Raw genomic sequence first — 15,909 nt, forward strand, 5'->3', positions numbered from 1 at the left:
ACCGCCATCCGGAGCGATCCGGGCACAGCGAGCCGCGCATTATGCACGGCTTTCCTATGTGCCGCAAGCACTTACGCTACCTGCCCAGCCGCGGTTGCCGGCGCACACCGGTAACCGTGCCAAGGCACGATCACCCGCCTTCGGCGTGCGCTGGCGCAGCGACCCGGCGCAGTTCCGCCCAGGCACTACGCGCCACCTGCCAGGCCGAGCGCAGGAACAACAGCAGCAAGGCCATTGCGATCAGCAGGTCCGGCCAGCCACTGCCGAACGCCCACACCGCTGCGCTGGCCGCCAGCACCGCAATGCCCTCGTAGACATCGTTGCGCGAGCAGGCCCAGGCCGACGCCAGGTTGATGTCGCCGTGACGGTAGGGCCACAACAGGCGCAGGCAGACCAGATTGGCAGCGAAGTTCAGCGCCGCCACCACCCCCATGCTCTGGAACAGCGGCAGCTGCGGGTGGGCCAGTTTCCAGCCGATCTCGGCTGCCACCGCCAGCGCTGCCAGCAGAATCATGCCGGCCTTGAGCAGGGCCACCCGCGCCTTGGCGGTCAGGCTGGCGCCAACCACCGCCAGGCTGAGTGCATAGGTGAGTGCATCGCCCAGATTGTCCAAGCTGCCGGACAGCAGCGAAGCCGCGCCGCTATGCAGCGCGCCGGCCAACATCAGCGCAAAGCTGCCGGTATTGATCGTCAGCACCCACCACAGGACGCGCCGCTGGCGCGCCTGCATGGCAGCCACATCCACGGCCTTGCCGCAGCCGCAGCAGGCATCGCTCATGGCGTGCTCCCGTGCGGCTGCGTGGGGAGCGATGCGACGCGTGGCGCCCGCTCCCGATGCAGCCAGCGATACAGCACCGGTAACACCAGCAGGGTGAGCAGGGTGGAAGAGACGATGCCGCCGATCACCACCGTGGCCAGCGGGCGCTGCACTTCGGCGCCGGCCCCGACGTTGAAGGCCATCGGCACGAAGCCCAGCGCGGCCACCAGGGCGGTCATCAGCACTGGCCGCAGCCGCGCCAGCGCGCCTTCGCGCAATGCCTGCTCCAGCGGCATGCCGTCAGCGCGCAGGCTGCGCACGAAGGCGATCATCACCAGGCCGTTGAGCACCGCCACGCCCGACAAGGCGATAAAGCCCACGCCGGCGGAAATCGACAGGGCCAGCCCGCGCAGGGCCAAGGCCACCACGCCGCCGGTCAGCGCCAGCGGCACGCCGCTGAACACCACCAGCGCATCGCGCAGCGAGCCGAACGACCAGTACAGCAACGCGAAGATCAGCAGCGAGGTGCCCGGCACCACCCAGGCCAGGCGCTGGCTGGCAGAGATCAATTGCTCGAAGGTGCCGCCGTAGCCGATCCAGTACCCGGTGGGCAGTTTGACCTGCGCCTTGACGCGTTGCTGCACCTCGGCCACGAAGCCGCCCAGATCGCGATCGCGCACGTTGGCGGTGATCACGATGCGGCGCTTGCCGTCTTCGCGGTTGATCTGGTTTGGCCCCAGCACGGTATCGACCTTGGCGACCTCGCGCAGCGGCACGGTGCTCGGCTCGCCACTGCGCCATCCTGCCGCGCGGCTGGACTCGTCCGCATCGGCACGTTCGCCATCGCCGCGCAGCGGGATCGGCAGATCGGCCAGCGCGGTCGGGTCCTGGCGCAGGGCTTCGGGCAGGCGCACCACGATGTCGAAGCGCCGGTCGCCTTCGAACAATTGCCCGGCTTCCTGCCCGCCCACCGCCGCCGCCACGGTGTCCTGCACCACGCCGGGATTGAGCCCGTAGCCGGCCAGTGCGGCGCGATCGGGCACCACCGCCAGCATCGGCAAACCGGTGGCCTGTTCCAGGCTCACATCGGCCGCACCGGGCACCGCGCTGGCGATTTCCTGCACGCGCTGCCCGAGCGTGACCAGCGTGTCCAGATCGTCGCCGTACACCTTGATCGCCACATCCGCACGCACGCCGGAGATCAGCTCGTTCATGCGCATCTGGATCGGCTGGGTGAACTCGTAATTGTTGCCGGGCAACTGCTTCACCGCCTCCTCGATCTCGGCCAGCAACTGCGCCTTGGGCTTGCGCGGATCCGGCCACTGCGCGCGCGGATGCATGATCAGGAACGTGTCGGCCACCGACGGCGGCATCGGGTCGGTGGCCACTTCGGCGGTGCCGAGCTTGCCGAACACATGCGCCACCTCCGGAAACTGCTTGATGCGTTTTTCCAGCGTGGATTGCATGGTGATGGCCTGCTCCAGGCTGGTGCCGGGAATGCGCAAGGCATGCAGCGCAATATCGCCTTCGTCCAGGTTGGGGATGAACTCGCTGCCCAGGCGGGTGGCCAGCACCGCGCACAGCGCCACCGTTGCAAGCGCTGCAATGCCGACCCAGCGGCTGTGCCGAAGCGCACGATCGAGCAAGGGCGCGTAGACGCCGCGCGCCCAGCGCATCGCGCGGTTTTCGTGCTCGGCCACCTTGCCGCCGAGCAGCAGCGCGATCGCGGCCGGCACGAAGGTCAGCGACAGCAGCATCGCGCCAGTCAGCGCCAGCACCACGGTGATCGCCATCGGGTGGAACATCTTGCCTTCGATGCCGGTGAGCGCGAACACCGGCAGATACACCGCGGTGATGATGCCCAGGCCGAACAGGCTGGGGCGGATCACCTCGGCGGTGGCCTCGGCAGTGAGCTCGAAACGCTCATCGCGTTCGAGCACGCGCCCCAGCCGCAGTTGCGCTTCGCCAAAGCGGCGCAGGCAGTTCTCCACGATGATCACCGCGCCATCGACGATCAGACCGAAATCCAGCGCACCCAGGCTCATCAAGTTGCCGGACACGCCACCACGCACCATGCCGGTGAGCGTGAACAACATCGCCAGCGGGATCACTGCCGCGGTGATCAGGGCTGCGCGCACGTTGCCCAGCAACAGGAACAACACCACGATGACCAGCAACGCGCCTTCGATCAGGTTCTTGGCGACGGTGACGATGGTGCGGTCCACCAATGCGGTGCGGTCGTACACCGGCACTGCCTGCACGCCCGCCGGCAAGCTGGCATTGGCCACCTCCAGCCGCTGCGCTGCGGCCTGCGCCACGGTGCGGCTATTGGCACCGACCAGCATGAACACCGTGCCGAGCACCACTTCGCTGCCGTCCTGGGTGGCGGCGCCGGTGCGCAATTCGCGTCCCTCGCCCACCTGCGCCACATCGCGTACGCGGATCGGCACGCCGGCGCGCCGATCCAGCACGATCGCACCGATCTGCGCGATGTCGTCCACCTGCCCCGGCACCCGCACCAGAAATTGCTGGCCGTTACGTTCGATATAGCCGGCGCCGATGTTGCGGTTGTTGGACTCCACTGCCTGGGCAACCTCGTCCAGGGTGAACCCCAGCGCGACCAGGCGCGCCGGATCGGGGGTGATATGGATCTGCCGCGCATACCCACCGATGGTGTTGACCTCGGTGACGCCCGGCACGTTGCGTAGCTGCGGGCGCACCACCCAATCCTGCAAGGTGCGCAGATCGGTCGCCGTCCACGCACTGCCATCGGGCTTGCGCGCATTCGGCTTGGCCTCGACCGTGTACATGAAGATCTCGCCCAGGCCGGTGGCAATCGGCCCCAGCTGCGGCTCCAGATCGGCAGGCAATTGCGACTTGACCTGCTGCAGACGCTCGGCCACCTGTTGCCGCGCGAAATACAGATCGGTGCCATCGGCGAAGACCGCCGTCACCTGCGACAAGCCATAGCGCGACAGCGAGCGCGTGGATTCCAGCCCCGGCAAGCCCGCCAGCACCGTCTCCAACGGAAACGTTACCCGCTGCTCGGATTCCAGCGGCGAATAGCCAGGCGCCGCGGTATTGACCTGCACCTGCACGTTGGTGATGTCGGGAGTTGCATCGATCGGCAAGCGCGAAAAACTCCACGCCCCGATCGCGATCAGCACGCCCGTCAACGCCAGCATCAACCAACGCTGCGCGATCGCAAACCGGATGATGTTGGTCAGCATGACACGCCCCTCCGTGCACACCCGGCACTCCACCGCGCCGGTCGGTGCCCTCGCCCTGACCCCAACCGGGACCGCCGCCTCCCTACCGCGCAGCCGCGCAACACGCCGAAGAAACCACCACCCACACACCAGCGTTGCTGTGGATGTTGCTGTGGATGTTGATGTTGATGTTGATGTTGATGTTGATGTTGATGTTGATGATGTTTGCTTTCGGGGCCCCATACCGCAGCGGCAAGGCTGGCAGATACAACCCGCAGGGCGGCGCGCATGGATGCGCGACGTTTTTGTAAGGGACAGGGACGTCCCTTACAAAAATTTCTGCCGGACTTGCGCACCCGCAGCGCCGCAGGCGCGGAGGGCGCGAGGACGGGGTGTGCTTTCTTTTTGGTTACTTTTTCTTTGCACAAGCAAAGAAAAAGTGACTCGTGCCCGACAGGGCGCGAAAGCCTTTGCTCGTGCCGCGAAAGCCTTTGCTCTAGCCCGACAGGGCGCGAAAGCCTTGGATCTGGCGTGCATCCCCGTATCCGACATTCGCTCCCACTCGAAAACGCAATGCCGCCCACCCCAACGCGCTCAATGATCATGCGAAGCCCCCGACTTTTCGATATCGGCCTTCACCAGGTAACTCTGCTCCACCACCACCGCGTCACCTGCCACCAACCCCGATACCACTTCCACCTGCTGCGCATCGCGCGCACCCAGCTTCACCGGCCGCACTTCGTAGACATCGCCCACCCGTACAAACACCACATCCCAATCGCGGAACCGCTGCAACGCACCGGTCGGCACCACCATCGCCGCCGGCTGCTGCGCCACCGTGACCCGCGCCTTCACCGCAGAACCAGGTCGCCACAAGCCATCGCTGTTGCGCAGCACCGCGCGCGCCACGGTGCTCTGGCTCGCCGTCGCCGTGCCGGGCAAGACGCGTTCCAGGGTGGTCTGCGCCACGACGCCGTCGCTGATGCGCGTGACCGTCACCGGTGCGCCGGCGGTGATGTGCCCGGCGTCGGCGCCGAAGATGTGCAGATCCACCCACAGGCTCGACAGATCGGCGATCTCGAACAAGGCCTGGCCTTCGCTGGCATTGCTGCCCAGGCTGGCATTACGCGCCAGCACGGTGCCGCCGATCGGTGCGCTCACCGCATAGGTGGTCAGGCTCAGATTGCTCTCCACCGTGGCCAGCACCTGGCCGGCGCGCACCTGGTCGCCCACGTTGACGCGCAAGCTGCGTACCGGCCCGGGAAAACGCGCGGTGGCCTGCGCTTGCGCGCCTTCTGCCGGCGTCAGTAGCCCCTGCACTTCGTGCTGGTCGGCAATGCTGCCGGCGCCGACGGCGGCCACACGAATGCCTGCGTCCTGCGCAACCTTCGCCGCGATGGTGGTGCGTCCTTCGTAGCTGGCATAACGCCAGCGATGGGTCTTGCCCTGCACGGTGGCACGCACGTCCACATCGAACGAATGCGGCTCGCCGACCGTGCTGTCGGCCAGCAGGCTGCCGTCGTCGCGCGGCGTCAATTGGTGCACTTCCGTGACGCCGCCGAGCCGGGTCAGATGCACTTCCACCTTGCCGGCGGCGGCCGGCAACGGTTTGCCATCGCGGTACAGCCAGGCCTGGTACGTGGGCGGCGTGCCGTCTTCGGCGATGGCCAGCTCCACGCTGTCGCCGTCCTGGCTGAGCAAGCGCCCGCCATGCGTGCCGACCTGGGCTTCCTCGCCGTGTGCAGCGGCGCCCGCCTCGCCTTCTGCGGCATGCCCTGCGTGGTCATCGTGCGCCGCATCGCTGTTGCGGCTGCAGCCACCGAGCACCAGCGCCAGCAGCAGCAGCGGCGCAATCATGAAACGTGTCATCGAAGATGATCCTGGTTGGCGCCGACGCACTGGGTCGGGCGAACGAATAGAGGTAGGTTGCGAAGAAGGTGCGCCTGGCGTGAACAGCGTTTGGCGCGCGCTGGACGCCGACATCACTGCAGATGCGGCGATTTCAACAGGGCCCCCACGCGCGGCCTGAAAACGCAGTGCAGAAACAGCATTTATGGCATCACCTGCGCAGCAGGATCGCGCACGAACGGCTGCCCGGTCAGGCGCTGGATTTCGATCAACGCGGTCTGCGCTTCCGACGCGGCGGCCAGTTGCTGCTGGCGTGCCTCGCTGCGTTGGGCCTGCAGCTGTGCCCAGTCCAGATAACTGGTCGCGCCGGCGCGATAGGCGCGCTCGGCGGCGGCATCGGCGCGTGCGAGCGCCAACAGTACATCCTCGCGCATGCGCGCCACCTCCAGCTGTGCAGCGCGGTAGCGGCCATGCGCATCGGCCAGCGTGGCGTAGAGCACCAACGCCTGCGATTGGCGTTCGATGTCCAGCAGCGACAGCTCCGCTTCGGCGGCGCGAATCTCCGGCTGCGCGCGGGCAGCGCTGCCCAATGCCAGCGAGACGCTGCCGAGCAGCGCGGTGGCGTCGTTGCCTTCGAGCCGGCGCACGCCCACCTGCCAATCCAGATCCGGGCGCGCCTGGCTGCGCGCCAGCCGCACACGGGCTTCGCGCACGCGCTGCTCGCCGTTCAAGCGCGCCAGTTCGGGCGTGGCATCGAGCAGCTGCGCCAGCACCTCGAACGCGGGAATGGCCGGCAGCTGCAACGGGTCGCCGGTAATGGCGCCGAAGTCCGGCGTGCGCTCGCCCCACAGCACCGCCAATTGGCGGCGTGCGGCAAGCAGTTCCTGCTGGGCGCGGTCGCGTTCGAGTTCTGCACGCGCCTGCAGGGCTTGGGCGGTCAGCAGCACCGATTCGGGCGATGCGCCGGCCTGCAGCCGTTGGCACGCAGCGCTGACGGTGCGCTGGCGCTGGGCCAGCGTGTCCAGCGCCGCCGCGTGCCGCTGCGCGGCGATGCCGATGGCCAGGTAACGGCGCGCCACCTCGGCCAGGACGTCCAGCCGGGCCAGGGCGCGTTGCGGCGCCAGCGCGTCGATGCGGGCCTGTGCGAGGGTGCGACGCGCGTCGAACTTGCCGCCGCGTTCCAGCACGCCGGCCAGGGTGACAGTGAGTTCGGCCTGGTCCAGCGCGCGGGTGGGGCCGGTGCCGAACACGTTTTCCAGTTCGGCACCGATGCGCAACGGCGGACGCAGTGCGTCGCGCTCGGCTTCGGCGGTGAGGACCGCGCGTTGGCCATCGGCCAGGCGCAGATCGGGGTGCTGGCGGGCGACGCGTGCAATGGCGTCGTCCAGGGTCAGCACGGGTTTGGGCGGCAGGTCCTGCGCCTTGGCGCACGGCACGACCGCGAAGACGGCAAGCGCCGTCAGTCGCAACCACATGAGGGTGTCTCCGGAATCGGGATCGATGGACAGGCCGGCAGCTGCCGGCGATGCATCAGGCCGCGATCGGAGGACGCAATCCGGTCTCGCTCAGATGCGAGCGGTAGGCGGTGGTCAGCACGGGCGGCTGCCCGTGCGTGCGCGCAGGCAACGGGCCCCAGGCCAACGCCGGCAACATGGCCGGGCTGTGCCCGTGGCAGTAGCCGCTGTGCATCAAGGCATGCAGCAAACCGGCACCGTCGCGTTCGCCGGCATCGCCTTCGTCGGCACCGTCATGGCCATGCGGTGCGGTGTCGTCCAGGTGGGCCTGGTCGTGCGCCAGCGCATGCACATCGCCCAGTGCGCAGGCGACCGGTGCGACCAGCACGCCCATGACCAGCACCAGCAACGCCATCAGGCGGAGCAATGGGTGCGACAGGCGGGCGCGACGGAGCAGCATGGGCGCAGCGTATAGAGGCCGGGGTGGTTACACAATTGCATGGGCGGCGCGTGTTATTTGGGTGTGCTCGGGAACTCTGCAAGCACGGTGCGTCGAGCGCGCGGTGCCCTCGCCGCTCGCGGGATACGCGGTGAACCCGTCCGTGGGAGCTCGATGGCGGCGTTCATGCCGCCAACGGTCCCGCAAGCGGCGAGGACATCGCACCAGATAGTAGGCTGGTGATTCTTACTGAAGAGCGAGAGCCGCGTCCCGTGGTCTGGTTGCTTGTTGAAAACGCTGCACACCGGCCAACGCGACTGGTCCTTGCCCGCCTACCGTCGTGGGACCCGTGGCGGCATGAATGCCGCCAAGGAACCTACATGGACGTCTTGCGGCGTGTCCCGCGATGGTGGGCGGGCAAGGATCCTGCAGCAAACGCGAAGGCCCTGAGGGCGCGATGCCCTCACCGCACTAGAAGATTGGCCGGCGGTCGGCAATGCGACCCAACATCACGGCGCCGCGCGACCGGCCGATTTGGCGTCTATCGGGCGTGCCTTGCTCTCGGCGATGAAGGCACGCACCTGCTGCTCCAGCACCGGCAGGGTGACCGAGCCCTGGCGCAGCACCACATCGTGGAAGGCCTTGATGTCGAAGCGGTCACCCAGCTCCTTTTCTGCCTCGGCGCGCAGCTTGACGATGGTGATCTCGCCCAGCTTGTAGCTCAGCGCCTGGCCGGGCCAGGAGATGTAGCGATCAACCTCGGTGGTGACTTCGTGCTCGCTGAGCGCGGTGCGGTCGCGCAGATAGGCCAGCGCCTGCTCGCGGGTCCAGCCGTCATGGTGCACACCGGTGTCGATCACCAGCCGGCACGCGCGCCACATCTCGTAGGTGAGCCGGCCGAATTCTTCGTACGGCGTTTCGTAGATGCCCATCTCCTGGCCGAGCTTTTCGGTGTAGAGCGCCCAGCCTTCGCCATAGGCGGAAATGTAGTTTTCGCGACGGAACGCCGGCTGCTCGCCCTGCTCCAGCGCCAGCGACCCCTGCAGCGAATGGCCGGGCGAGGACTCGTGCAAGGTCAGCGCCGGCAGGTTGTACAGCGGCCGCGATGGCAGGTTGTAGGTGTTGACCCAATAGGTTGTCGCGCCGCCGCGGCCGGCGGTCCAGAACGGCGCGATGTCGTCGGGCACCGGCTTGATGGTGAAGCGCCCGCGCGGCAGCGTGCCGATGAACTTGCCCACCTGCCCGTCCACGCGCTTGGAGATCCAGGCGGCGCGTTCGAGCAACTCCTGTGGGGTCTTGGCGTAGAACTGCGGATCGGTGCGCAGGAAGGTCAAAAATTGCGCGAAGCTGCCCTTGAAACCCACCTGCTTGATGATGGCGTTCATCTGGGTCTGGATGCGCGCTACTTCATCCAGGCCGATCTGGTGGATCTGCTCGGGACTCAGCTCCAGCGTGGTGTATTCGCGGATTTGCTGGCGATAGAACGCCTTGCCGTCGGGCAATGCTTCGGCCGCCAGCGTGGTGCGTGCCTTGGGCATGTAGTCGTTGCGGAAGAACGTCAGCAGCTTGCTGTACGCCGGAAGGACGGCGGTGCGCAATGCGGCCTTGGCCTGTTCGCGCAGTTGCGCCTGCTCGGCCGCCGGGATCTGCGCAGGCAGCTGCTTGAACGGCGCGTAGAAGGTGGATTCGGTGGGGTCTTTGACATCGGCCACGGTGGCGATGGAGACATCGCGCCCGTCGAGCACGGCGCGCGGCACGCTGAATCCGCGTGCCAGGCCGGCGCGCATGTTGGCGGTCTGCTGATCGAAATAGCGCGGCACATCGTTGAGGCGCGCGATGTAGGCACGGTACTCGGCAGCGGTCTTCATCGGCCGCTGCGCCATGAACCCCAGATTCGACCAGAACGAGCTGTCCGAATTGAACGGCATCTCGTAGGCACGCAGGCGCACTTCGGCCGCCAGGTTCTCCACCTGCGGGCGGTAGATGGCGAAGTTGATCTGGTTGGCGGGCGAGAGCTGCTTCGGGTCGATGCCGTCGAGCTGCTTGAGGACGCCGTCCCAGACCGCCAGACGCGCCTGCTGCGCGGCCGCGCTGACATCGGGCAGATGGGTGTTGTCGCCGGTGGTGTCGCTGTCTTCGTCGGCCTGGCCGGTCTCGGCCTGGCGCCAGGCCCACTCTTTCTCGTAAATGGCGCGGAAGCGTGCGTCGGCAGGCGCCTCGGCGGTGAGCGTGGCGGGGGCGGCAGGCGTGGCGGCCTGCGCCGAGGTGGCGGCGAAGCCTGCGCCCAGCAGGGCGAGCGCAAGGGCGGTGGCGAGCGGAGAGGTCACGTGCGGAATGCCTGATCTGGAGCGAACGCCCGATCATCGCAGCCCTAGGCCGCGCTGCCATGGGCCGGAAGTCCCAACGCGGGCTGGCGTAGGCGCATGGGCTGGGGTGTCGGTGCTGCCCTGATATTGGCGGGCGTGTCAGGGGGGACTGCCCCCATCCGCCCTGCGGGCACCTTCCCCCGCAGGCGGGGAAGGACGCTGGCTTGCTCGTCGAGGGCCGGGGGGAAGGGGCTGATGTACTTATCCAGCAAAGGCAGGCGCCGAGCTTGTCGGGGATGCTATTCACTCCCTCTGCCGCCTGTGGCAGAGCGCGCGTCGATGCCCTGGCGTGGCCGGAAATGCCGCCAGCTGCCCCCATCCGCCCTGCGGGCACCTTCCCCCGCAGGCGGGGGAGGGAGTTGGCCTGCTCGTCGAGGGCCGGGGGAAGGGGCTGATGTGGTTATCCAGCAAAGGCAGGCGCCGAGCTTGTCGGGGATGCTGTTCACTCCCTCTGCCGCCTGTGGCAGAGCGCGCGTCGATGCCCTGGCGTGGCCGGGAATGCCGCCGGCTGCCCCCACCCGCCCTGCGGGCACCTTCCCCCGCAGGCGGGGGAAGCGAGTTGGCCTGCTCGTCGAGGGCCGGGGGAAGGGGCTGATGTGCTTATCCAGCAAAGGCAGGCGCCGAGCTTGTCGGGGATGCCGTTCACTCCCTCTGCCGCCTGTGGCAGAGCGCGCGTCGATGCCCTGGCGTGGCCGGGAATGCCGCCGGCTGCCCCCACCCGCCCTGCGGGCACCTTCCCCCGCAGGCGGAGGAAGCGAGTTGGCCTGCCCGGCCAGGGAAGAGATGCGGTGCGCTTGTCGTGGGCGGTGTTCACTCCCTCTCCCGCCTGCGGGAGAGGGTTGGGGTGAGGGCGCTTTAAGACCGAACGGCTCAGCCCTTGCGCACCACCACCAGGTGCCGCTCGCCCTCCAGGCCGGGGACCTGCAGCGGATGCACCTCGCCCACCGTCCAGCCGGCGGGCAATGCGGCGATTTCGTCGTGCGGGTACACACCCTTCATCGCCAACAGACTGCCGCCCGGGCGCAGCAGGTGGCCGCCGACGGCGATGATGCCGGCCAGCGTGTCCAGCGCGCGCGCAGTGAGGTGGTCGTAGGCAGCCGGCTCGTCCAGCGCTTCGGCACGGGATTCAGCCACGCGGGCGTTGCCCAGCTCCAGATGGCGCAAGGCCTCGCGCATGAAGCGCGCCTTCTTGCCGTTGCTTTCCACCAACGTCACCTGCAGCTGCGGGCGGGTGATCGCCAGCGGGATGCCAGGCAGGCCGGGGCCGGTGCCCAGGTCGGCCAGGGTACCGCTGGCGATATAGGGCTGCATGGCCAACGAGTCGAGCAGATGGCGGGTGACCATCTCGCGCGGGTCGCGCACGGCGGTCAGGTTGTAGGTCTTGTTCCAGCGCACCAGCAAGGCCAGGTAGCGCAGCAGCGGTGCGGCGAACGCCGCGTCCAGGGATTGGGCCTGCAGGCCACGCTCGAGCGCGGCGGAAACATCGGGGGCGAGTGCGGCATCGTTCATGCTGCAATTATCGCAGCTGGATGATGCGCAGGTGCGGGCGTGTCGGGCGCGTTGGCGATGCCCGGGGCTTGGACAGGACGCTGGCGTACGTGAACTTGCCCAGCACGATCGTCAGACGTGGCGTTGGCGCAGGACCTGCAGCCACGACAGACCCCGGCTGCACCGGCTCATGCGCAGCGCTGTGGGCAGGATCATCCGCCGCCGCGGCACTTCCCGTATCCGCCGTCCGCTATCGATAGTGCAGTCAAGCCTGCACCGGCAGCGGTAGCCGTGTCGCTGCCATTGAACGGACATCGGCCCGTCGCACTATGGTCGCGTTCGCCGGATCGCCCGTGTGCCCATGTCCTTGATCAACCCGTCTTCCGCAGTCCCTTTGCCCGCCTCCGACAACGCTCCTGCCGCCGTGGATCGCAGCCGCCGGCGCCTACTCATTGCTGGCGCCAGCCTGGCTGCGGCGGGGCTGCTCAGCCCTTTCGCACGCGCCGCCGGCAGTGCCGATCCCTTTACCCTGGGCGTGGCGGCCGGCGACCCGTTGGCCGATGGCTTCGTGATTTGGACGCGGCTGGCACCGCGTCCCTTGGACCCGGACGGACGCGGCGGCCTGCACGCCGCGGTGCCGGTGCGCTGGCAGGTGGCCAGCGACCCGCAGATGCGCACCATCGTGCGCCAGGGCGAGACCGTCGCCAGCCCTGCCTGGGGCCACGCGGTGCACGTGGAGCTCACCGGTCTGGCGGCCGATCGCCCTTACTGGTACTGCTTCCAGGCGCTGGGTGCGCGCAGCCCGATCGGCAGCGCGCGCACCCTGCCGGCGGCGCACCAGACCCCGAACACAGCGTGGTTCGGATTCGTCTCCTGCTCGCACTGGGAGCTGGGATATTTCAGCGCCTACCGCCACCTGGCTGCGGAACAGCCGGACCTGGTGTTCTTCCTGGGCGATTACATCTACGAGTACAGCAACCACGGCGAGGCGGCGAACAAGATCGTGCGCCCGCACGGCAGCGGCGAATGCCTGGATCTGGCCGGCTACCGCAATCGCTATGCGCTGTATCGCACCGACCCGGATCTGCAGGCGCTGCACGCCGGCAGCGCCTGCGTGGCGACCTGGGACGACCACGAGGTACAAAACGATTACGCCAATCGCTGGTCGCAGGATCCCTCGATTCCGGTCGACACCTTTCTGGCCCGGCGCGCTGCCGCCTACCGCGCCTTCTACGAACATTTCCCGCTGCGTGCGCGGCATCGCCCGCACGGCGCGGACATGCGCATCTACCGGTCGTTCGATTACGGCCAGCTGGCGCGTTTTTACGTGCTCGATGGCCGCCAGTACCGCAGCGAGCAACCCTGCCCGCAGGCCAATGGCTGGCGTGGCGGCCATGTGGTGGCCGACAGTTGCCGCCAGCGCACCGACCCGCAGCGCACCATGCTTGGCTGGGAGCAGGAGCGCTGGCTGCAGGGCGGCTTCGCGAAGTCGCCAGCACGCTGGAACGTCATTGCGCAGGATCTGCTGGTGGCACCGATGCGGCAGGCAGGGCGCGACGGCGTGGTCGGGCACTGGACCGATGGCTGGGACGGCTACCCGGCCACGCGCGAGCGCATGCTCGATGCAATTGCGAACACGCGCCTGCGCAACCCGGTGTTCTGGGGCGGCGACATCCACTCGTACTGGGTCACCGACCTGAAGGCCGATGCGGGCGACGACGCGTCGGCAACGCTGGCCACCGAATTCGTCGGCACCTCGGTCACCTCTGACGGCCAGCCCAATGCCGAACTGCACGCGACCATGGCAGCCAACCCGCATGTGCACTACGTGGACGGGCAAACGCGTGGCTACGTGTCGGTGACGCTCACGCCGGGCCAGATGCAAACGCGGCTGCAGGGCATCTCCGATCGGCGCGACCGCAACGCCACGGTGACCACGACCAAGCGCTTCGTGGTGGAGGACGGCAGGCCCGGCGCAGTCGAGGCCTGACGCTGCGATAGCCACGAACGCACGGCCCCCAGGATGCGGCGTGCGGCGTCCTGGTCGCGGCGCACTGTGCGGCCCATCGTGTTAACACGATCGAGGGGGGCCACGGACACGTGGCGGTAAGACGGCCGCGCTACACCTGCACGCAGCCGCAGCCGCCTGAAGGACACGCATGACCGTCTCCGATCCCGCCCGTCGCCGCATCCTGCAAGGCTTGGGTGCCGGTGTGTTGCTGCCGGCCACTGCCGGTTGGTCTGCGCGCAGCCTGGCCGCGCCGTCGGGGCGACCAACCATCACCGACGGCGTGCAGAGCGGCGATGTCCTGGACGACCGCGCGATGCTGTGGAGCCGTGCCGATCGCCCGGCGCGCCTGCGGGTGGAATGGGACACCCGCCCAAGCCTGCGCCAGGCGCGGCGCGTGGACGGCACGATCGCATCGGCGGCGCACGACTTCACCGCACGTGCGGACCTGAGCGGCCTGCCGCGCGACCAGGACATCTTCTATCGCGTGCGCTTCGAAGATGCCGACAGCGGCGTGTTGAGCGCACCCGTCCACGGCCATCTGCGCAGTGCCCCGCAGGCGCGTGGCGATGTGCGCTTTGTCTGGAGCGGCGACACCGTCGGCCAGGGCTTCGGCATCAATCCGGACATCGGCGGCATGCGGATCTACAGCGCGATGCGCGAGCGCAATCCGGATTTCTTCCTGCACAGCGGCGACACCATCTACGCCGACAGCCCAATCCCCACCGAGCTGACGGTGGAAGACGGCAAGCGCTGGCGCAATCTCACCACCGCAGCCAAGAGCAAGGTGGCCGAGACGCTGGACGAATTTCGCGGCAACTATCGCTACAACCTGCTTGATGAACACGTGCGCCGCTTCAACGCCGAGGTGCCGCAACTGTGGCAATGGGACGACCACGAAACCACCAACAATTGGTCGCCCGGCAAGCAAGTGGATGCGCGCTACCAGGTGCGCGATATCGATGTGCTGGCCAGGCGCGCCCGCCAGGCGTTCCTGGAATACGCGCCGATGCGCGGCGTGCGCGCCGACGGCAGCGGGCGCATCTATCGCAAGATCAGCTACGGCCCGCTGCTGGATGTGTTCGTGCTGGACATGCGCAGTTACCGCGGCGCCAACAGCGACAACCTGCAACCGCAGCCCGGTCCCGATGCCGCGTTTCTCGGGCCGGAGCAATTGGCGTGGTTGCAGCGCGAACTGGCCGGCTCGCGCGCGCAATGGAAGGTGATTGCCGCCGACATGCCGATCGGCCTGCAGGTGCCCGATGGCGAAGATGGAAACGGGCGTCCGCGCTGGGAAGCGATCGCCAATGGCGACCCCGGCGTGCCACGTGGCCGCGAACAGGAAATCGCCACGCTGCTGCGCTTCATCAGCCGCGCACGCATCCGCAATACGGTGTGGCTCACCGCCGACGTGCATTACTGCGCGGCACACTACTACCACCCCGATCGCGCAGCGTTTCAGCAGTTCGACCCGTTCTGGGAATTTGTCGGCGGCCCGCTCAATGCCGGCAGTTTCGGGCCCAATGCGCTGGATGCCACGTTCGGCCCGAGCGTGGTGTTCCAAAAAGCGCCACCTGCGCCCAACACCTCGCCGCTGGCCGGTTATCAGTTCTTTGGCCAAGTGGACATCGATGGCCGCAGCGGCGTGCTCACGGTGACGCTGCGCGACCTGGATGGGGTGGCGCAGTTCCGTCAACCGATTCTGCCGCACGGCGTGGCATAGGCCCACGCTGCGGACCGATTACGCGCCCGCCAACGGATGGAACGCCAGCGCCGCGCGACACTCCGGAGCAGCCCACCATTCGTGCAGCTGCCAGTGTGCGGCCTGGCCGAGTTCCGGATCGCACCACTGCAGGCGCAGTGCGCCGTCGGGTGCGAGCGCATACGCAAGCCGGTGCAAGCCGAACGACAGGCCATGCCCATGGGCCTTGAGCAAGGCTTCCTTGGCGCACCACAGCCGGAAGAACAACGCGTGTTGTGCATCCGGCGCCAGCGCAGCGAGCAAGGCGATCTCGTCGGGATGAAAGAAGCGTTGCGCGATTTCCACCACACGCGGCCGCGCGCGAATGCGCTCCAGATCCACGCCCAGTCGCACGCCTTGGCCCAGCCCCACCAGCAGATACTCGCCGCTATGGCTCCAGCCGGTGTCGCGGTCGGGTAGCGCGGCGTGCAGCGAAGGACGCCCGCGTGCATCGCGCTGCAATGGCACCACTGCCGGATCGATGCCCAACGCCGGGCCCAGCAGCTGACGTGCCTGCGGCTCGCCACGATCGCCAGGGCGGTGCGGGCGTAGCCACAGCTGCACCGGGCCAACCTGCCAACTTGCGTGCGCTGTCACGC

10 protein-coding genes are annotated in these 15,909 nt (G+C 68.1%); 2 read left to right on the plus strand and 8 right to left on the minus strand.

Annotation, left to right across the window (positions count from 1 at the left end; genetic code table 11):
* Window positions 1-130: 130 nt before the first annotated feature.
* From ACCQ00_RS20165 to rsmG, 7 genes are all read right to left on the minus strand, one after another.
* On the minus strand, window positions 131-778 hold the full coding sequence (locus tag ACCQ00_RS20165) for a cation efflux transmembrane domain-containing protein (RefSeq protein WP_039571635.1): 648 nt from the start codon (window positions 776-778) through the stop codon (window positions 131-133).
* The gene (locus ACCQ00_RS20170; protein WP_039583982.1) at window positions 775-3,987 is read right to left on the minus strand and encodes an efflux RND transporter permease subunit; all 3,213 of its coding nucleotides are present in this window, start codon (window positions 3,985-3,987) and stop codon (window positions 775-777) included. Before ACCQ00_RS20170 ends, ACCQ00_RS20165 begins: the two co-directional genes overlap by 4 nt.
* Window positions 3,988-4,560: 573 nt before the next feature.
* Window positions 4,561-5,835 (minus strand): efflux RND transporter periplasmic adaptor subunit, encoded by a 1,275-nt coding sequence (locus ACCQ00_RS20175; RefSeq protein WP_039571630.1) that lies wholly within the window; start codon window positions 5,833-5,835, stop codon window positions 4,561-4,563.
* 182 nt (window positions 5,836-6,017) lie between these two features.
* On the minus strand, window positions 6,018-7,289 hold the full coding sequence (locus ACCQ00_RS20180) for a TolC family protein (RefSeq protein ID WP_039571629.1): 1,272 nt from the start codon (window positions 7,287-7,289) through the stop codon (window positions 6,018-6,020).
* A 55-nt stretch (window positions 7,290-7,344) separates the two neighbouring features.
* Entirely contained in the window at window positions 7,345-7,728 is a 384-nt protein-coding gene (locus ACCQ00_RS20185; protein WP_017154871.1) for a DUF2946 family protein, read from the minus strand.
* 488 nt (window positions 7,729-8,216) lie between these two features.
* Window positions 8,217-10,034 (minus strand): DUF885 domain-containing protein, encoded by a 1,818-nt coding sequence (locus tag ACCQ00_RS20190; RefSeq protein ID WP_039571625.1) that lies wholly within the window; start codon window positions 10,032-10,034, stop codon window positions 8,217-8,219.
* A gap of 909 nt (window positions 10,035-10,943) precedes the next feature.
* Complete coding sequence (rsmG, locus tag ACCQ00_RS20195) at window positions 10,944-11,582, minus strand: 16S rRNA (guanine(527)-N(7))-methyltransferase RsmG (RefSeq protein ID WP_039584097.1); 639 nt, start codon at window positions 11,580-11,582, stop codon at window positions 10,944-10,946.
* A gap of 340 nt (window positions 11,583-11,922) precedes the next feature.
* Between rsmG and ACCQ00_RS20200 the strand changes: the two genes are divergently transcribed.
* Together ACCQ00_RS20200 and ACCQ00_RS20205 are read left to right on the plus strand one after the other, a co-directional pair.
* The gene (locus ACCQ00_RS20200) at window positions 11,923-13,551 is read left to right on the plus strand and encodes an alkaline phosphatase D family protein (RefSeq protein ID WP_039567245.1); all 1,629 of its coding nucleotides are present in this window, start codon (window positions 11,923-11,925) and stop codon (window positions 13,549-13,551) included.
* Window positions 13,552-13,720: 169 nt separating this feature from the next.
* Window positions 13,721-15,292, plus strand: a complete 1,572-nt coding sequence (locus ACCQ00_RS20205; protein WP_039567248.1) for an alkaline phosphatase D family protein — start codon at window positions 13,721-13,723, stop codon at window positions 15,290-15,292.
* Window positions 15,293-15,310: 18 nt separating this feature from the next.
* Here ACCQ00_RS20205 and ACCQ00_RS20210 read toward each other — a convergent pair whose 3' ends face one another.
* Window positions 15,311-15,907 carry a 4'-phosphopantetheinyl transferase family protein gene (locus ACCQ00_RS20210; RefSeq protein ID WP_039567250.1) on the minus strand — a complete coding sequence of 199 codons (597 nt, stop codon included), beginning with the start codon at window positions 15,905-15,907 and terminating at the stop codon, window positions 15,311-15,313.
* Window positions 15,908-15,909 lie beyond the last annotated feature (2 nt).

This window comes from Xanthomonas sp. NCPPB 3761 (genome assembly GCF_041475705.2).
GTDB lineage: Bacteria > Pseudomonadota > Gammaproteobacteria > Xanthomonadales > Xanthomonadaceae > Xanthomonas > Xanthomonas phaseoli.